An 18723-nucleotide genomic window follows, 5' to 3' on the forward strand; every position below is an offset into this window, starting at 1 on the left:
ATGACAACCGACATTGCCATCGCCCGCAGCGTCGCGCTGCGCCCCATCGCGCGGGTCGCCGACGCGCTCGGCATCCCCGACGACGCGGTCGAGCCTTACGGCCGGTTCAAGGCCAAGATCGCACTCGACTGGCTCGAAGCGCATGGCCGCCGCGAGGGGGCGCAACGCGGCCGGCTGGTGCTCGTCACCGCGATCAACCCGACGCCCGCGGGCGAGGGCAAGACGACGACTTCGGTCGGGCTGGCCGATGCGCTGAACCTGACGGGGCGCAAGACGGTGCTGGCGCTGCGCGAACCGTCGCTCGGGCCGTGCTTCGGCACCAAGGGCGGCGCGACCGGCGGCGGACGTGCGCAGGTCGCGCCGATGGAGGACATCAACCTCCATTTCACCGGCGATTTCCACGCGATCACCGCGGCGCACAACCTGCTCGCGGCGATGATCGACAATCATATCCATTGGGGCAACGCGCTACAGATCGACGTGCGGCGCGTGGTGTGGCGCCGCGTGCTTGACATGAACGACCGTGCGCTGCGCGACATCGTCCAGTCGATCGGCGGGGTCGCCAACGGGTATCCGCGCGAATCGGGGTTCGACATCACCGTCGCCTCCGAGGTCATGGCGATCCTGTGCCTCAGCGAGAATCTCGCGGACATGGAGCGGCGGCTGGGTGACATCGTCGTCGCCTATACGCGCGATCGCAGCCCCATCACCGCGCGCGACCTGAAGGCCGACGGCGCGATGGCGGTCCTGCTGGCAGAGGCGATCAAGCCTAACCTCGTCCAGACGCTGGAGGGCAACCCCGCCTTCCTGCACGGCGGGCCGTTCGCCAATATCGCGCATGGCTGCAACTCGGTGATCGCGACGCGCGCGGCGCGGGCGCTGGGCGACTATGTCGTGACCGAGGCGGGCTTCGGTGCGGATCTGGGCGCGGAGAAGTTCTTTGACATCAAATGCCGCCAGGCAGGGCTGTCCCCCGATGCGGTGGTGATCGTCGCGACGGTCCGCGCGCTCAAGATGAACGGCGGGGTCGCCAAGGCCGATCTGGGCGCGGAGGACGTCGAGGCGGTCCGCCGCGGTGCGGTCAATCTCGTCCGCCATATCGAGAATATCCGCCAGTTCGGAGTCCCCGCGGTCGTCGCGATCAACCATTTCCACACCGACAGCGAGGCCGAGATCGCGGTCGTTCACGAGGCAGCGAGTGCGCACGGCGCCCGCGCGATCCTGTGCCGCCACTGGGCCGAGGGCGGCGCGGGGGCGACCAAGCTCGCCGACGCGGTCGCCGAGCTGTGCGACACGCATGCCGCGAATTTCGCGCCGCTTTATGGTGACGAGCTGTCGCTGTTCGACAAGATCGATACGGTTGCCCGACACATCTACCGCGCCGAACATGCGGTCGCCGAGCCCAGCGTGCTCGCGCAGCTCAAGCGCTGGGAGGATGCCGGCTATGGCCACCTGCCCGTCTGCCTTGCCAAGACCCAGTACAGCTTCTCGAGCGACCCCGCGCTGCTCGGCGCGCCGACCGGGCATATCGTGCCGGTGCGCGAAGTGCGGCTGGCCGCAGGTGCGGGCTTCGTCGTCGCGATCTGCGGCGAGATCATGACGATGCCAGGGCTCCCGCGCGTTCCCGCAGCCGAGGCGATCCGGCTCGATGCGGACGGGTTGATCGAAGGGCTGTTCTAATCTGATCCTCCCCCTGACGGGGAGGATCGCTCACTTCTTCTTCGGGCGGCGATGGCGGAGGCGGCGGAACAGGCCGCGCTTCGCGAAGCTCTCGAACATCTCCTCGGGGCCCTCGGGATCGAGCACCTCATTGTCCGCCAGCCATTCCTCGACCGCGGTCAGGTCGGGCGCTTCATAGGCGCGCAGTGACTTGCCCTGCCCGCGCAGCCGCTCGATCGTCTCGATCAGCGACCCGGTCTCGGCGATCATCGTGGTCACTACCTCGACATCGACCGCAAGATGTTCGGCGATCAGGTCGTTGCGGATCGCGGTGATGCCCGTGCTCGTCGCCTCGTCATGCGCACGGATCGCGAGGTCGCATTCGGTGTCGAGCCGCAGCGAACGGTTGTTCATGTTCGACGATCCGAGCCGGAAGATCTGATCGTCCGCGATCAGGATCTTGGCATGGCAATAGATCGCCTCCCCGCCGCTGGTGTAGGGATGATACATGCGCAGCCGCTTGTGGACGTCGCGGTGCGCCAGCGCGGTCATGAGGCGCGCGCGCGCGGTGTCCATCGCGATCGGCTCGAGCCACCCCTGCGCAGTCACCGGGTTGATGATCACGATCTCGGGCCCGTCCACCTCGTCGAGCCGGCGCGCGACCGCCTCGGCGATCTTGCGCGACGCGAAATACTGGCTTTCGATATAGAGATGCCGTTTGGCACCGGCGATCTGCGCGAGGAACAACGCCTCGCTCTCATGCACCGGGACCTGGTCGTCCATTTCGGGTTCGGTCCGCGCGATCGCGACATCGACATCGCGGAAATGGACGCCGAGCTCGTCGGGCCAGCACGCCGCGCCAGGGTTCGCCTCGGCGATCGGCACGCCGCCCGCCAGCACCCAGCGATCGCGGAACAGCTGGCCCAACGCGGTCGCGACGGGGCCTGCAACCGCGCTGATCGCATCGTGCCACGGCTTGTAGGCACGGCCCGAGGGGCGCCGCCGTCGCGCATCGTCATGGCGATGCTCGCGTGTGTCCCAGCGGTCGCCGGTCATGTCGATCCCGCCGCAAAAGGCGAGGCAGTCGTCGATGATGACGATCTTCTGGTGATGCGACCCCGCGGTCGGATGATGGCCGTCGAGCTTGGTATGGATGCGCGGATGCCGCATCCACTTCATCATCGTGAACAGGGTCGAGCCGCGGAACAGCGACTTGATCGCACCGGTATCCCAGCGGAGCAGGAAGATCTCGAGCTCGGGCTCGCGTTCGACCAGCCACAGGATGAAGGCGCCCAGCGTCGGCGGTTCGCCGGGGCGGTCGACCCCGGGTTCGAGCTTGATCCGCGCATCGAAATCCCAGCCGATCAGCATGATCCGCCGCTTGGCATTGAGCATGGCGACGCGCGCCTGGCGGAAATATTCCTCCGCATCGACGATCACGGACATCTGGTCCGCGCGTTCGATACGCCAGCATTCGGTTCCGATCCGCACGTCCAGGTCCCCTTGTCGTCGCCGCTTGCGCCCGGCCGAATTCGTTCAACGCCGTAACGACGCTCTGTTTCCGCGCATCGTCAGAACCTATCTGCGGTGCAGATGGCCGCTTCTCCTACCCCGCCGCCGGTGCAGCGCAAGATCATCCATGTCGACATGGACGCCTTCTATGCCTCGGTCGAACAGCGCGACGACCCTACGCTGAAGGGACGGCCGGTCGCAGTGGGTGGTTCGCGTGCGCGCGGGGTGGTCGCTGCCGCGAGCTATGAGGCGCGTACCTTCGGGGTGCACAGCGCGATGCCGTCGGTCACCGCGCTCAGGCGCTGCCCCGACCTCGTCTTCGTGCCGCCGCGCTTCGACGTGTACCGCGCGGTGTCCGACCAGATCCGCGCGATCTTCGCGTACTTCACCCCGCTCGTCGAACCGCTGTCGCTCGACGAGGCGTATCTGGACGTTACCGCCGATATCCGCGGAGTCGGATCGGCGCAGGCGATCGCCGAGGAGATCCGCGCGCGGATCAAGGCCGATACCGGGCTGACCGCCTCCGCCGGGGTCAGCTACAACAAGTTTATCGCCAAGCTGGCGTCGGACCAGAACAAGCCCGACGGGATCTGCGTCATAACGCCGAAACGCGGTGCCGCGTTCGTCGCGTCATTGCCGGTCAAGCGGTTCCACGGCGTCGGCCCGGTCACCGCCAAGCGCATGGAACAGCTCGGCATCCTGACCGGTGCCGATCTGCTCGAACGCCCGCTGGCGTTCCTCCAGGCGCATTTCGGCAGCTATGCGGACTATCTCTACGGGGCGGCGCGCGGGATCGATCACCGCCCGGTGCGCGTCAACCGTGCCGCCAAGTCGGTCGGGGCGGAGCGGACGTTCGAGACCAATCTGAGCGATCCGGCAGCGCTGCGCGAGGCGTTGCACCGCGTCGCCGATGCGGCGTGGGTCCGGATCGAACGGCACGACACGCGCGGGCGGACGGTCACGCTCAAACTACGCCATGCCGATTTCCGGACGATCACGCGCGCCCGCTCGTCGAGTGGCGCGGTGGTCGACAAGGCCGCGTTCGTCGCCGCCGGACTGGACCTGCTGATGGCGCAGCTTCCGGTACCGCAGGGCGTCCGGCTGCTCGGGCTGACGCTGTCGGGCCTGGTCGGCGACGACACGGACGACGCGCAGCCAATCCTGCTCTGACCCGCCCCTGCTCTGACCCGCCGCCCGCTCCGTGACGGCGCGGTCAGAAGGTCTGCGGGGTCGCCATGGCGCGGGGCGCGGCGGCGGGATCACCGCCGATGGCGCGCGTCTCCGCCATGGTCCGGGCCATCGCCGCGGGCACCGGGTGCGAGAAGAAGAAGCCCTGGAGGTGGCTTGCCCCCGCCAAGCGCAAGGCCTGGACCTGCGCCTCGGTCTCCACCCCTTCGGCGATGACCCCGATGCCGAGCGCGCGGCCCAGACTGATGATCGAATGGACGATCGCCGCGCTTTCGCGCTCGCGGCCCATCCCCTCGATGAAGCTGCGGTCGATCTTCAGGCAGTCGAGCGCGAAGGTGCGGATGTTGTGCAGGCTCGAATAGCCCGTCCCGAAATCGTCGAGCGCGATGCGGAAGCCCATGCGGCGCAGCGCGCCCAGCGTCTCTGCCGCGCGCTCGGCATCGTCGAAGATCGCAGTCTCGGTGATCTCGATCTGCAACCGGCTGGGATCGACCCCGGCACGGCGCACGCTCTCGCTGACATAGTCGACGAAATGGTGGCGCCGGAACTGTCGCGGGCTGAAATTGACCGAGACATACTGCCCCGGCCACTGCGTCAGGACAGCGAGCGCATTGCGCAGCACCCAGTCGCCCAGATCGTGGATGAGGTTCGATTCCTCCGCGATCGGCATGAACAGGCCCGGGCTGATCGGGCCGTAAGCCATGGTGTTCCAGCGCAGCAGCGCCTCGAACCCGACCACCTCGATCGATTCGCGCGACACGATCGGCTGGAACACCAGGCTGAGCTCGTTGTTCGCGATCGCTTCGCCGAGCCCGCTTTCCACGCGCCGGCGAAAGCGGATATCCTCGTCCATGCTCTCGTCGAACACGCGCGCCATGCGTCGACCGCTTCTTTTGGCATCGTTGAGCGCGAGATCGGCCCGCCGCATGACGTCGACCGGGTCGCTCCCCTGCCCGCCATGCGTCACGACCAGCCCGGCCGAGGCGCCGCCCTGGACGGAACTGCCAAAGACCTGGAGGCTGACCGAACAGGCCGCGATCATCCGTTCGCAGGCGAGCAGGGCGCTGGTCTCGTCCGCGGTGCTGAACAACACGCCGAATTCGTCGCCGCCAAGCCGCGCGACCAGCGCACCCTCGGGCGAGGACCGGCCGAGGATCGCGCAGATCTCGCGGATCAGCGCGTCGCCGGCAAGGTGCCCCAGCGTGTCGTTGACCAGCTTGAACCGGTCGAGATCGATCATCACCGTCGCGAACCACCCGTCCGCGCGGGTGCGTTCGGCAAGCGCGCGGAGGAACGCCAGCCGATTGGGCGCGTCGGTCAGCGAATCATGCGTCGCCAGATGGATCGCACGGCTTTCATTGGCCGCCAGCTCGGCAGCCCGGACCTCGAGCTGCGCCACCTGCCGCACGAGCGCTGCACGCACCGCGTTGCAGTCATGGTCGAACTGCCAGCGCTGTGTCAGTGCCAGCGCGGTCTGGCGCAACTCGGCGCCGACGAACGGCTTGGCGATATGGAAGACCTTGTCGACCGGCCCGGCCACTTTGGCGATCCCGGCGAGCGAGGCACCGTCGAGCGCGGTGACGATCACGAAATTGATGTCGGGGTCCAGTTCACGGATCCGGCGCGCCGTCTCGCAGACGTCGAGCCCCGACGCCATCTGCAGATCGAGGAAGGCGACCGCGAACGGCGCGGGCTCGGCGATGGCGGATTCGACCGCGGCGATCGCGTCGATGCCGGTCCCGACGGAGGTTATCGAAAATGCGTCGGCCTGCGGGTCAGCCGCCGCTGGTTCCGTCCCGAGAATCGCACGGGCGTAGTCGTCATGAACTCCGGGTTCGTCGTCGACAATCAGAATACGCATCGGACACCGTTCCTCGCGATACCTGACCCCGCCCGTATAGGCGGTTTTCCAGGCCTTATCGCGCGGCCCGGTGGGTAGGCATCTGTAATTAATATGACATGAAGGCCGAGCTTCCCGACCCTCCGACCGAGTCACCAAGCGCTTGGCCACCAAGGATAATCGCGCCGAGCGGGCCGGCATTGCCGCCGAGTGCCGGCGGTACGACGAACGTATCGACCAGCGTCGGCTCGGGCAATGCGATATACCCCCCGAGACTGCGCGTCAGCGCGGCACGGACCCGCGGAAACAGATGGCCGGCGCCCATTACCCCGCCACCGATGACGATCCTGCGCGGAATCCCGGTGAGCACGAGCGTGTGGCACAACTGGCCAAGCGCCTCCGCGACGCCCGTCCAGACCGGATGATCGGCGGGGGCCTCATCGGCGGGATGGCCGAGCCGCGCGGCGATCGCCGGGCCCGACACGAGCCCCTCGAGGCAGGCGCCGTGAAACGGGCAACTGCCGATCCAGTCGTCGCCCGGCATTCGGACCGGCCGGATATGCCCGAGTTCCGAATGCATCAGGCCGTCGACCGGTCGATGCCCCGCGATCAGCCCCGCGCCGACCCCGGTGCCGACCGTCACATAGGCGATGTCCGCAAGGCCCTGCGCCGCACCCCAGCGCGCCTCGGCCAGCGCCGCGCCGACCACGTCGGTATGGAAGCCGGTCGGCACCGCATAGCGACGCTGCAGGCGCCCGGCGACGTCGGTCCCCGCCCAACCGGGCTTGGGCGTCGAGGTGATATGGCCGTAATCCCCGCCGCGCCGATCGATCCCGACCGGGCCGAAGCTCGCAATTCCGATCGCGACGAAACCGCTCCAGCGGTCGAGCACGGCTTCGATCGCGGCAAGCGTCTCATCGGGGCGAGTTGTCGGAATTCGTACGATTTCCTCGATCGCATCGGGCCCTCGCGCCAGGATACAGATGCACTTGGTCCCGCCAAGTTCGATCCCGGCCACCAATGGTATTTCGCTCATCCCTGTCCCCAAACCAATGCTTTGGCTGCAGCAATTCGTCCGGCGGGGCAGATCCGTCAAGTTGCTGTGATTTACTCCATGTTAACAACATAAGTCTATCGCGCAAGTCGACTCGTTGCGCATAATGCTGGCGACTGGAGCAGACAAATGCGGGCGTATGAAGAGGCGGCACGGCTTGATGCATTGCGCCAATTGCGCCTGCTCGACACCAGCGCCAGCGAAAGCTTCGATCGCATCACCCGGATGGCGGGCCAAATCTTTGGGCTGCCGATCGCCGCAATCTCGCTGACCGATAGCGACCGGCAATGGTTCAAATCGCGCGTCGGGATCACGCACGACCACATCGCGCGGGCCAAGGCCCCGTGCGCGGAGGTCGCCGAGACGACGCAGGGTCTGGTGATACCCGACCTGGCGGCTGACGGTTTTTACGCCAACAGCCCGCTCGCGCAGTCCGGCATCCGTTTCTATGCGGGTGCGCCGCTGATCACGCGGGAGGGCCATGGGCTCGGGTCGCTCTGCGTGCTGGGCGCCGAACCCCGAACCGCCTCGCCCGAGGAGCTTGCCGCGCTGACCGACCTTGCGGCGATGGTCATGGCGCAAATCGACCTCCAGCATGCGGTCGGGCGGGTCGATCCGGTCAGCGCACTGCCCAACCGCTTCCGGTTTCTGGAAGATCTCGACGACCTGGCGCGCGACACGCCCGGCGAGCAGCGTTTCGTCGTGCTGCTCGACCTCGCGCGCGCCGACCAGCTGAATGCGCTGATCCGGGTGATGGGCGCCGGCTATATCGAAACGCTGGTCAAGGAATCGGCGCGGACCTTGCGCGAGCAACTGGGATCCGCGCGAACGCTCTATCACGTGGCCGCGACCCAGTTTGCCTTCCTGTCCGCGCCTGGTGCGACCATGCCAGGCTATCTCGACGTGGTGAGCGCGGGGCTCGCGGTCAGTGCTGCGGGCTCGATCGCGCGGTTCGTGACGACGATGGCGGCCGGGATCGTCCCCGTGACGCTGGGCGCGATCCGGTCGCAGGAAATCCTGCGCGCCGCCCACAGCGCCGCACAGGATGCGCAGGCCAAGGACAGCCTGATCAGCGTCTATGCGACGTCGAACGATTCCGAATACCGGCGCAATATCGTGCTGCTCAGCGCGTTCGGCACCGCGCTGGAGGACGGCGCGTCGCTCCGCCTGGTCTATCAGCCGCGGATCGACCTCGGATCACGTCGCTGCGTCGGGGCGGAAGCGTTGCTGCGCTGGAACGACCCGACGCTGGGCGACGTATCGCCCGCGGAGTTCATCCCGATCGTCGAACGGACCACGCTGGCCAAGCCGACCACCGCATTCGTCCTCGACACCGCCCTGCGTCAGCTGGCGGCGTGGCAGGCGTGTGGCGTCTCGCTGCCTCTGTCGATCAACATCTCGGCGACCAATCTCGACGAGGACGGACTCGTCGCGGCAATCGCCGCGGCGCTCGACGCGCACAATGTCGCGCCCGACATGCTCGAGGTCGAGGTGACCGAAAGCGCGATGATGGAGAATTCGGCGCAGTCGCTCGCCAGGCTCGAGGCGCTTGCGGCGACCGGGGTCCGCGTTGCGATCGACGATTTCGGGACCGGCCACAGCAGCCTGGCCTATCTCCAGACGCTGCCCGCGAGCGTGGTCAAGATCGACAAGTCGTTCGTTGACCCGCTCGACACCGACGACGCCCGCAGCCGGACGGTGATCGCGACGATGATCTCGCTGTCGAAGAAGCTCGGTTTCCGCGTGGTCGCCGAGGGCGTGGAGACCGTCGGCGCGGTCGACACGCTGACGCGGATGGCGTGCGACGAGGCACAGGGCTATGTCTTCGCCCGCCCGCTCGAAGCGCAGGACGTCCTGCCCTGGATCGCGCGGTTCAACGGCGACGACCAGATGCCGCCATTGCCCCACCGCGAGGCGGCCTGAGCCGCGGCGCCCTTATTCGACGGTGACCGACTTCGCTAGGTTGCGCGGCTGATCGACGTCGGTCCCCTTGAGCACCGCGACGTGATAGGCGAGCAGCTGGACCGGAACCGCATAGACCAGAGGCGCGATCAGCGGGTGGACCTTGGGCATGGTGATCGTCGCCATGCAGCCCTCGCCCGCCGCCTGGATGCCGTCATAGTCGCTGATCAGCACGACCTTGCCGCCGCGCGCCATCACCTCCTGCATGTTGCTGACGGTCTTGTCGAACAGCGGCCCCGACGGTGCGATGACGATGACCGGCACATGCTCGTCGATCAGCGCGATCGGGCCGTGCTTCATCTCGCCCGCGGCATAGCCCTCGGCATGGATATAGCTGATTTCCTTCAGCTTCAGCGCCCCCTCGAGCGCGAGCGGGTAATCCGTCCCGCGCCCCAGATACAGCACGTCGCGCGCGCCCGCGACGGTGTGCGCCATCGCCTCGATCGCCTCGTCATACGCCAGCGCGCCGTTGAGCGCGGCTGGTGCCTCGGCGAGGTGACGGACGATCTCGCGCTCCTGCTCGCGAGTCAGCAGGCCTTTCGCGCGCGCCAGATTGGCTGCAAGCGCCGCGAGCACCGCAAGCTGGCAGGTGAACGCCTTGGTCGACGCGACGCCGATCTCGGGGCCGGCATGCGTCGGCAGCAACAGGTCCGCCTCGCGCGCCATGCTGCTGGTCGGCACGTTGACGACGACCGCGATCTTCTGCCCTTCGGCCTTGGCATGGCGCAGCGCGGCCAGGGTGTCCGCGGTCTCGCCCGACTGCGAGATGAACAGCGCGAGGCCGCCCTCCTCCATCACCGGCGCGCGGTAGCGGAACTCGGACGCGACATCGAGGTCGACGGGCACGCGCGCGAACTGCTCGAACCAGTATTTGGCGACCATGCCCGCATAGAAGCTCGTCCCGCACGCGACGATCGTGACGCGCTTGATGGTCGACAGGTTGAATTCGGGGATCGGCAGCGAAACCTCGCCCTCCATCCGCTTCAGATACGAACGCAGCGTCTGCGCGACGACGATCGGCTGCTCGTAGATCTCCTTGAGCATGTAATGCTTGTGGTTGCCCTTCGAGATCACTTCACCGGTGATCCCCGACAGCGTGATCGCACGCTCGACGGGCGCGTTGTCGCGGTCATAGACCTGCGCACCGTCGCGCGTCAGCACGACCCAGTCGCCCTCGTCGAGATAGGCGATACGCTGAGTCAACGGCGCGAGCGCGAGCGCGTCGGAGCCGAGGAACATCTCGCCCTCGCCGTGGCCGACGACCAGCGGCGAGCCGAGCCGCGCGCCGATCAGCAGGTCGGGATGCTGGCGGAAGAGGATCGCTAACGCGAACGCGCCGTGCAGCCGCGGCAGGATCTCGCGCACCGCCGAGATCGGATCGCTGCCGGCCTCGACCTTCTCGCTGATCAGGTGCGCGACGACTTCGGTGTCGGTCTCGCTGGTGAAGGTCCGGCCGCGCGCGATCAGTTCGTCGCGCAGCGGTTTGAAATTCTCGATGATGCCGTTGTGGACGACCGCGACCTCGCCGGTCGCGTGTGGATGCGCGTTGTTGGTGGTCGGTCCGCCATGCGTCGCCCAGCGCGTGTGCGCGATCCCGGTCCTGCCCGGCAGCGGATGCGCGGCGAGCTCGTTCGCCAGGTTGACCAGCTTGCCCGATGCGCGGCGGCGCTCGATCGCGCCGTCATGATCGGTCGCGATGCCGGCCGAGTCATAGCCGCGATATTCGAGCCGCTTGAGACCGTCGAGCAACCGCTCGGCAACCGCATCATTGCTCAGGATTCCCACGATGCCACACATGCTATCTATCCATTCGTCTTGTCGAGCGAGGCGTGCGACACGCTCCGCGTGATCCTGGTCCGGTTCGGGTATCGCGCGCGATCGGTCGCGCGGGAGTTCACCGTCTGGCAGCTTTGCGGGCCACCATCTTTTCGCGGAACCGCGCCGCCCAGCCGGGCTTGTCGACCTGGGGCGGACGGACGAGCGCGAGTGCGTCGGCGTCGACGTCGCGCGTGAGCACCGACCCCGCCGCGACGATCGCGCCGCGGCCGACGGTCACCGGCGCGACCAGTGCTGAGTTCGAGCCGATGAACGCGTCCTCGCCGACGACGGTACGGTATTTGAAATAGCCGTCGTAGTTGCAGGTGATCGTGCCCGCGCCGATGTTCGCGCGCGCGCCGATCTCGGCATCCCCGATATAGCTCAGATGATTGACCTTCGCGCCGACGCCGATCGTCGCCTTCTTCACCTCGACGAAATTGCCGACGCGTGATCCGGCGCCGAGATCCGCGCCGGGCCGGAGGCGCGCGAACGGGCCGACATCCGCCTTCTCGCCGATCACCGCGCCCTCGACATGGCTGAAGGCATGGATGACGGCGCCATCCGCGACGCGAACGCCGGGGCCGAACACGACGTTCGGCTCGATCGTCACGTCACGCCCGAGCAGAGTATCGTGCGCGAACCAGACCGTGTCGGGCGCGATCAGCGTCGCGCCGTCCGCCATGGCGGCGGCACGGCGCGTCGCCTGCCAGGCCGCCTCGACCGCGGCGAGCTCGCCGCGGCTGTTGACGCCCGCCACTTCGCCTTCGCCCGTCTCGATCACCGCCGAGGCCCGGCCATCGGCGGCGGCGAGCATGACGATGTCGGGCAAATAATATTCGCCCGCCGCATTGTCGTTGCCGACGCGCGCGAGCAACGCGAACAGGTCGCGCGAATGGACCGCCATCAGCCCTGAATTGCACAGTGTCTCGGCCCGCTCGGCGTCGGACGCGTCCTTATATTCGACCATCCGGTCGATCCGCCCGGCGGCATCGGCGATGACGCGGCCATAGGCGCCGGGATCGGCGGGACGGAAGCCGAGCACGACCGCCGCGGGCGAATCGTCGCCGTGCAACCGGTCGATCATCCGCTGCATCGTCGCGGCGGTGACGAGCGGCACGTCGCCATAGAGAATGAGCACATCGCCCTCGAACCCGGCCAGCGCGGCGCGCGCCTGTGCCACGGCGTGACCGGTGCCGAGCTGTTCGGCCTGCAGCGCGGTGGCGATCCCCAGCGGGGCGACCGCACGCTCGACCTGCTCGCGCCCCGCACCCGTCACCACGACGGTGCGCGCGGGGTGCAGCGTCGCCGCGCTCGCGACCAGATGGTGCAGCATCGGCCGCCCCGCGATCGGGTGCAGCACCTTGTGCAGGTCGGACTTCATCCGGGTGCCCTTGCCGGCCGCCAGGATGATCACCGCGATGGACTGGTCGTGCATATGCGTCGTCATGGAAGGACCGCTGCCACGAAAGCCTTGCCAATTCCATAGCCGCGCTGGCAGGCATCACGGCGATGACGCATTTTTCATTCGATATCGTCGGGTTCGATCTCGACGGCACCCTGCTCGACACCAGCGGCGACCTGACCGCGGCGGTCAATCATGCCCTCGCGCTTGCGAACCGGCCGGCGCTGAGCGTCGAACAGGTCAAGCCGATGATCGGCGGCGGCGCGCGGCACATGCTGAAACAAGGACTGACCGCGACCGGCGGCTATGACGAGGCGATGCTCGACCGGCTGCACGCCGCGCTGCTCGCCTATTACGAGGCGCATATCTGTGTGCTGACGCGGCCCTATCCCGGGGTGATCGAGGCGCTCGACGCGCTGGCGGCACGCGGTGTCACGATCGGGATCGTCACCAACAAGATCGAACGATTCGCGCGCACCGTGCTCGACGAACTCGGCCTGACCGACCGGTTCGCCTGCATCCTCGGCGGCGACACCATGGCGGAGGGCAAGCCGTCGCCGATGCCGATCCACGAAATGGTGCGCCAGTGCGCCGTGGTGGCGGACGCGAAGCGCGCCGGGGCGCAAGGTGCCGCCCCCCGCGCGGCGTTCGTCGGCGATTCGATCTTCGATATCCAAGCGGGACAGGCGGCAGGGTTGCCGACGATCGCGTGCAGCTTCGGCTTTCTGATGCAGCCGGTCGACGAGCTTGGCGCAGAGGCGGTGATCGACGGGTTCGATGCGCTGATCCCCGCGCTCGACGACCTCGCCCGGCGCACCGCAGCGTGAACGGCCGTGACCGCGACCTGACCGGGTTCTTCAAGATCGCACTCGCGCTGGCGATCGTCTTCGCCGTGACGATGGCGCTGCTCCCCAAGCCGCCGCACCTGCCGATCGACCAGTTTGGCGACAAGTTCCAGCACATGCTGGCCTTCGCGACGCTCGCCGCGCTGGCGTCGTTCGCCTATCCCGCGGCGCGCGGACGCAAGGTGCTCGAACGCCTGTCCTTCCTCGGCGCGATGGTCGAGGTGGCGCAGTCGATCCCGTCGCTGCACCGCGACTGCGACATTGGCGACTGGATCGTCGACACGATCGCGATCGCCGTCGTCGTCGCGATCATCGCGATGGTGCGGCGGACACGGCCGCCGCGGCTGCGCACGCTGCACTGATCCTCCGCGCGGGCGCTCAGGCCTTGCGCCACTTCGTCCACAGATGCCGCGCGAGCATCGCCGGCGGCATCCGCAGCGCGTGCGACCGGACGTAGAAGGCCAGCCGCGTGACCGGGCGGGTCGGCCGCCCCCAGCCGTCGCGCGCGGTCAGCCGCCGCACATAGAGGCGGTCGCTGCTCGACGTCCGCCCCCCGGCAAACAGGCCGTCGACGAGGCGCAGCGCGCGCGCGACGGGGAGGCGCAGACCATGCCGCGCCGCCTTCTCTGCAAGCCCCTCGGTGCCGAACTCCTCGACCAGACAGCGAATGTCCCACAAATTGCGCAGGCCGCCCGCCAGGTCGCCATCCGCGAACAGATGCGCGGCGGCATGGACGATCATGCCGTTGGGCGACAGCGTGCGCAGGCCGTTGCCGAGCGGGACGCTGTCCGCGATCAGCCGCGCGGGATCGGGCGTGACCCGCGCGGTCAGCGGCAGGATCGTGTGATGGACGTCGATCATCCGGTCGCGCTCGCGGTGGATCAGCGGCGGCAGTTCGTGCATCCAGCGCCGGTAATAGGCGTCGTCATACGGATCGGGCTTCACCCATTCCCACCCCGCGCCGAGCACCGCCGCCTCGACCCGGTCGAGCGCCGCCCGCGGCACGAGGATGTCGAGATCGCCGATCGACCGGCCTTGTCCCGCCATCAGTCCCGCTGCGGCATAGGCCGTCCCCTTGAGGAGCACGACCGGGCAGCCGAGCGGCGCAAGCGCACGCCGCGCCATCTCCGCCTCCCACAGCGCCGCGCGGCGGCCCTGTTCCGCGGCGGCACGTGCATCGCCGAGGATCGCTTCGACCGCGTGCGGCAGCGGCAGGCCGTCGAGGCGCAACGCCAGCGTCCCGATCAGCTGTTCCGCCCGGGCGATCGTCAGCAGGCTGGTCCAGCCTTCCGCGTCGAGCGCCATGACGCGTCCCGGATCGGCGAGCGCGCGGGCAAGCAGGCGTGCGTCCGCCGCCACGGTAGGCGGGAGGTCTGTCACAGCGCTGCGCATAACGCCTCGACCTGCGCGACCCCGCTGGCGCCGTCGGGATAATCGATCGCGACCGCGGGGACATCAGCGATCAGGCGGGTCATCGCGGTGAATCCCGGCTCGCCGAGCGCGACATAATTGGTCGAGGCCTGGGTCATGCGCACGAACGCCTCGGCGGGCGGCACCTGCCGGACCGCCGCCGCATCGCCGTAGCGGGGAAACAGCAGCAGGGCGGGGGCCGCCGGCTGATCCATCGCGGCGATCGCGCGGGCGTCGGGGACCATGTGGCGGATATTGCCCTTCGGAGTCGCCGCCATCAGCGGCCCCATCCGCGCGTCTGGCCAGGCGGCCTCGGCCGCAAGGATCGCGGCATTCTTCAGGCTGATCAGCCGCGGAAACGCGTGGAGCAGCCCTGTCGCGGGGTCGAGCAGCGCGAATTCGTCACCCATGAACCGCCAGCCCCGCACTGCGAGCAACGTCGCCAGTGTTGATTTGCCCGCACCCGATACCCCGGTCATCAGCACCGCCCGGCCATCGCGTTCGACCGCAGAGGCATGGAGCAACAGGTGGCGGCGTGCGCCGAGCGCCATCTGGAGGTTCATCGCCATTTCGGCGGCCAGCAGCCCGTGCCGCAGCGGCAGCGGCGCGGCCTCGGGCAGCATGTAATCGCCGCCGATCTCGACCGACGGGCGAAGCCACCGCCGCCAGGGTCGACGTGCAAAGAGCCGGACGGTGTAATCCGCCACCCCGTCCTGCGGCGCGGGATAATCGCGGTAGAGACTGCGCAGCTGATCGATCGGCGCGCGCCAGTCCGATCCGATCCGGAACCCGATCGGACCGATCCGCAGCGCGAAGGCGTGCCTCACGACGTCGCGACAAGCCCGGCGGCGACGAGCTCGTCGAGCCGCGCGGCCAGCGCCGAAGCTGTGGCGTCGGCGAGATCATAGTCGTCCGCCAGCCGGTCGAGCAGCGCGTCGAGCGACAGCCCAGCGTCGCCCAGGATCGCCAGGATCTGCGGCGCGGGCTCGGTCAGCAGGTGAGTCATGCCCGATCGCCGGTGATAGACCGCGGTGAACGCGTCGAGCGGCACGACGACCAGCCCGCCCGGCGGGTCGGCGCGGTAGATCGCCCCCGGTGCGGCTGTGTCCACGGCCTCAGCCGCGCGGCATCTGCAACGAGGCGAAGCAGGTGAAGCCGCCCTGGCCGCGCTGCAACCGGCGGATGTAATTTACATAGGCGCGGCTGCGTTCGGAATCGGTGCCGGGCAGCTGGCCGCCGCTGTTGAGCACGCGCCGGACCTCCTCGCCCTTGAATGGCCGGCTGGCGCCCGCGAAAGCGCCCTTGGTCCCCGATGGCACGATCTTGCCCTGCGCATCGATGAAGCTACCTGCGCGGCCCGCATCGGGCACCGGAATGTCGCAATTGAGCACCGATCCCGCGGTCTGCGCCAGCGCCGGACGGATCGACACGACCGCAGCGGCACCGACCGCGCCGAGCGTCAGGACGCGGCGGCGCGACGGCGTCGTCTCGATCGGATCGGTGTCGGGGCGCGTGTCGTCGCTCATCGGGTCTCCGCTAGCATCATGCCCTTTCACAATCATGAACCTCGCGCAAGCAACCGGGCTTTGGAGGGGGCGATGGGGCCCGCGCTGTGCCGCTGCGGGACGGGCTGGCGCGCGGGGCAGCGAATGGCCTAGACACGCGCGCATGTTGACCGGATTTGGACTGCGCACCTTTTGGGCGATCATCGTGGCCGGCGGCGCCGCAATCGCGGTGTTCGCGATTGGCACGTCGATCCAGGCGGGGCTGGTCGCGCTGGTCGGCGGGATCGCCGCCGCGCTGGTTGCTGCCGGAACCGGGGACGAGCCGCCCGCCGCCGCGGATCCCGCGCCGGTCAATCCGGCGATCCTCGACGAGACGCTCGACCTGATCGTCGAGCCCGTGCTGCTCGTCCGCGACGGCCGCGTCGTGCTCGCCAACCGCGCCGCGCGCGCGTTGCTCGGTGAACACATCATCGGCGACGATGCGCGCGTCGCGATCCGCCACCCCGCCGCGGCCGAAGCGCTGTCGTCCCCCGCCGCGCTGGGCGAGACGCCGCCGATCGAGCTGGTCGGCCTTGGCACCCGCGACCAGCGCTGGGAAATGCGCGTCGGCGAATTGTCCGACGGGCAGCGCATCGTCCATCTGATCGACCAGACCGGCAATTACGCCGCCGAACGGATGCGCGTCGATTTCGTCGCCAATGCAAGCCACGAACTGCGCACGCCGCTCGCCTCGATCCTCGGCTTCATCGAGACGCTGAGCGAGGAAGCGGGCGAGGATCCGGCAATCCGCGCACGGTTCCTCAAGGTGATGGACGACGAGGCGAAGCGGATGCTGCGGCTGATCGAGGATCTGATCTCGCTCAGCCGGATCGAGGCGGAGAAATACCGCGTCCCCGACACGCCGATCGACCTGGCCATTCTGGTCGGCGACGTGCGGGCCGAACTGGCCGACGGCGCGGGCAACCGCGGCCTCGATCTGGTCGCGACGATCGAACCCGCCGTCCCCCCGGTGTCGGGCGACCGCGTGCAGCTGTCGCAGATGCTGCACAATCTGGTCGGCAACGCGATGAAATATGGCCGCGCGGGGACGCCGGTGACGATCACCCTGGCGCGCGACGTGACGGGCATGGTCAGGCTGGCGGTGCGCGACGAGGGCGACGGCATCGCCGCGGTGCACATCCCGCGACTGACCGAGCGATTCTACCGTGCCGATGCCGGGCGCAGCCGGTCGCTCGGCGGTACCGGACTGGGGCTGGCGATCGTCAAGCATATCGTCGAGCGGCATCGCGGACGCCTCGACATCGCGAGCCAGGTCGGGGTCGGCACGACGGTCGCGGTGATCCTGCCGCCGGCCGGTGCCGGCCCCGCCAATTCGTCGCGTGTCATCAAACGGTAACGCGACTGTCACACAGGATCCGGTCTAGCCGCGCTATCGGGCAGGCATGACGGGAATTGACGTGCAGCGTTTCGGGGCGATTTCAGGACTGGCGGTCACGGCACTGGCGGGCGCGACGCTGATCGGCGGATGCGTCGATCAGGCGAATGGCGGCGGCGCGGGTTCGCGTGATCAGATCACCGCGGTCGGATCGTCGACGGTCTACCCCTTTACGACGATGATCGCCGAACAGCTCGTCGCCAACGATCCCGATGCCAAGGCACCGGTGATCGAATCGACCGGCACCGGCGCGGGGATGAAGCTGTTCTGCGCAGGCATCGGCGCCGGCCATCCCGATATCGAGGATGCGTCGCGGCGGATGAAGGCGAGCGAGTATAAGGACTGCGCCGCCAACGGGGCCGGCCAGATCCTCGAAATCCAGGTCGGGATCGACGGCATCGCCTTTGCCGAGGCGAAGAACGGCCCGAAGATGCAGCTTACCCCGACCGATCTGTACAAGGCGCTCGCCGCCAGCCCCGGCGGCCGGCCCAACACCGCGCGCGTATGGCGCGACGTGAACCCCGCGCTGCCGCCGGTGCCGATCCAGGTCTATGGCCCGCCCGCAACCAGCGGCACGCGCGACGCGCTTGCCGAGCTGATCCTGACCAAGGGCTGCGAAGCGAGCGACCCCGCCGCCAAGCCGCTCGCCAAGTCCGATCCCGATGCGCACAAGGCGCTGTGCACCCGCGTCCGCGAGGACGGGATGTATGTCGATGCGGGTGAGAACGACAATCTGATCGTCCAGAAGCTCCAGTCCAACCCCAATGCGATCGGCGTGTTCGGCTACAGCTACCTCGAAGAGAACAAGAACGACGTGAACGGTGTCGCGATCTCCGGTGTCCAGCCGACCTATGCGACGATCGCCGACAATCGTTATCCGGGGTCACGCCCGCTCTACATCTATGTGAAGAAGGCGCATCTGAGCGCGATCCCGGGCCTGCGGACGTTCCTGAAGCTCTATGCCGCCAACTGGAGCGCGACCGGACCGCTGGTGAAGCGCGGCCTGATCGCCGCGCCACCCGCGGTCCAGGCCCGGTCGGCGGCGATCATCGCCAACGAGACGATTCTCGACCCGGCGGTACTGTCGTGATGC

General features: G+C 68.3%; 16 protein-coding genes. 7 read left to right on the forward strand and 9 right to left on the reverse strand.

Going from position 1 to position 18723, the window contains the following annotated elements; translation table 11 throughout:
- Positions 1-1680 (forward strand): formate--tetrahydrofolate ligase, encoded by a 1680-nt coding sequence (locus C8J24_RS02630; RefSeq protein WP_107930094.1) that lies wholly within the window; start codon positions 1-3, stop codon positions 1678-1680.
- Positions 1681-1710: 30 nt separating this feature from the next.
- On the opposite strand, the gene C8J24_RS02635 is transcribed toward C8J24_RS02630, so the two are convergent.
- Positions 1711-3105: a phospholipase D-like domain-containing protein gene (locus C8J24_RS02635; protein ID WP_107931413.1), complete on the reverse strand. Its 1395-nt coding sequence runs from the start codon at positions 3103-3105 to the stop codon at positions 1711-1713.
- A gap of 147 nt (positions 3106-3252) precedes the next feature.
- Here C8J24_RS02635 and dinB point away from each other — a divergent pair, with 147 nt between their 5' ends.
- Positions 3253-4341 (forward strand): DNA polymerase IV, encoded by a 1089-nt coding sequence (gene dinB / locus C8J24_RS02640; protein ID WP_107930096.1) that lies wholly within the window; start codon positions 3253-3255, stop codon positions 4339-4341.
- 43 nt (positions 4342-4384) lie between these two features.
- On the opposite strand, the gene C8J24_RS02645 is transcribed toward dinB, so the two are convergent.
- Together C8J24_RS02645 and C8J24_RS02650 are read right to left on the reverse strand one after the other, a co-directional pair.
- Positions 4385-6220: a putative bifunctional diguanylate cyclase/phosphodiesterase gene (locus C8J24_RS02645; RefSeq protein ID WP_107930098.1), complete on the reverse strand. Its 1836-nt coding sequence runs from the start codon at positions 6218-6220 to the stop codon at positions 4385-4387.
- Between the two features lie 88 nt (positions 6221-6308).
- Entirely contained in the window at positions 6309-7235 is a 927-nt protein-coding gene (locus C8J24_RS02650; RefSeq protein WP_107930100.1) for an ROK family protein, read from the reverse strand.
- 147 nt (positions 7236-7382) lie between these two features.
- Here C8J24_RS02650 and C8J24_RS02655 point away from each other — a divergent pair, with 147 nt between their 5' ends.
- The gene (locus C8J24_RS02655) at positions 7383-9176 is read left to right on the forward strand and encodes a putative bifunctional diguanylate cyclase/phosphodiesterase (RefSeq protein WP_107930102.1); all 1794 of its coding nucleotides are present in this window, start codon (positions 7383-7385) and stop codon (positions 9174-9176) included.
- 12 nt (positions 9177-9188) lie between these two features.
- Here the strand turns inward: C8J24_RS02655 and glmS are convergent, their stop codons facing one another.
- Positions 9189-11012 carry a glutamine--fructose-6-phosphate transaminase (isomerizing) gene (gene glmS, locus C8J24_RS02660; RefSeq protein ID WP_107930104.1) on the reverse strand — a complete coding sequence of 608 codons (1824 nt, stop codon included), beginning with the start codon at positions 11010-11012 and terminating at the stop codon, positions 9189-9191.
- A 97-nt stretch (positions 11013-11109) separates the two neighbouring features.
- Positions 11110-12480: a bifunctional UDP-N-acetylglucosamine diphosphorylase/glucosamine-1-phosphate N-acetyltransferase GlmU gene (glmU, locus tag C8J24_RS02665; RefSeq protein ID WP_244180362.1), complete on the reverse strand. Its 1371-nt coding sequence runs from the start codon at positions 12478-12480 to the stop codon at positions 11110-11112.
- 62 nt (positions 12481-12542) lie between these two features.
- On the opposite strand from glmU, the gene C8J24_RS02670 reads away from it, so the two are divergent.
- On the forward strand, positions 12543-13262 hold the full coding sequence (locus C8J24_RS02670) for an HAD hydrolase-like protein (protein ID WP_037527459.1): 720 nt from the start codon (positions 12543-12545) through the stop codon (positions 13260-13262).
- Positions 13259-13642, forward strand: a complete 384-nt coding sequence (locus tag C8J24_RS02675) for a hypothetical protein (protein WP_244180364.1) — start codon at positions 13259-13261, stop codon at positions 13640-13642. Before C8J24_RS02670 ends, C8J24_RS02675 begins: the two co-directional genes overlap by 4 nt.
- A gap of 16 nt (positions 13643-13658) precedes the next feature.
- On the opposite strand, the gene C8J24_RS02680 is transcribed toward C8J24_RS02675, so the two are convergent.
- The 4 genes from C8J24_RS02680 to C8J24_RS02695 all read right to left on the reverse strand — a co-directional run bounded on the left by C8J24_RS02680 (position 13659) and on the right by C8J24_RS02695 (position 16216).
- Positions 13659-14585, reverse strand: a complete 927-nt coding sequence (locus C8J24_RS02680; RefSeq protein WP_244180491.1) for a nucleotidyltransferase domain-containing protein — start codon at positions 14583-14585, stop codon at positions 13659-13661.
- 71 nt (positions 14586-14656) lie between these two features.
- The gene (locus C8J24_RS02685; protein ID WP_107930108.1) at positions 14657-15517 is read right to left on the reverse strand and encodes an HprK-related kinase A; all 861 of its coding nucleotides are present in this window, start codon (positions 15515-15517) and stop codon (positions 14657-14659) included.
- A complete protein-coding gene (locus tag C8J24_RS17780) occupies positions 15514-15801 on the reverse strand; it encodes an HPr-rel-A system PqqD family peptide chaperone (RefSeq protein ID WP_244180366.1) in 288 nt (95 codons plus the stop codon). Before C8J24_RS17780 ends, C8J24_RS02685 begins: the two co-directional genes overlap by 4 nt.
- 4 nt (positions 15802-15805) lie before the next feature.
- On the reverse strand, positions 15806-16216 hold the full coding sequence (locus C8J24_RS02695) for a hypothetical protein (protein ID WP_031441639.1): 411 nt from the start codon (positions 16214-16216) through the stop codon (positions 15806-15808).
- A 142-nt stretch (positions 16217-16358) separates the two neighbouring features.
- Between C8J24_RS02695 and C8J24_RS02700 the strand changes: the two genes are divergently transcribed.
- Together C8J24_RS02700 and C8J24_RS02705 are read left to right on the forward strand one after the other, a co-directional pair.
- The gene (locus C8J24_RS02700; protein WP_056406039.1) at positions 16359-17591 is read left to right on the forward strand and encodes an ATP-binding protein; all 1233 of its coding nucleotides are present in this window, start codon (positions 16359-16361) and stop codon (positions 17589-17591) included.
- A gap of 46 nt (positions 17592-17637) precedes the next feature.
- Positions 17638-18720 (forward strand): substrate-binding domain-containing protein, encoded by a 1083-nt coding sequence (locus C8J24_RS02705; protein WP_107930110.1) that lies wholly within the window; start codon positions 17638-17640, stop codon positions 18718-18720.
- Positions 18721-18723: the final 3 nt, after the last annotated feature.

Source organism: Sphingomonas aerolata (genome assembly GCF_003046295.1).
In the GTDB taxonomy this organism is placed as follows: domain Bacteria; phylum Pseudomonadota; class Alphaproteobacteria; order Sphingomonadales; family Sphingomonadaceae; genus Sphingomonas; species Sphingomonas aerolata.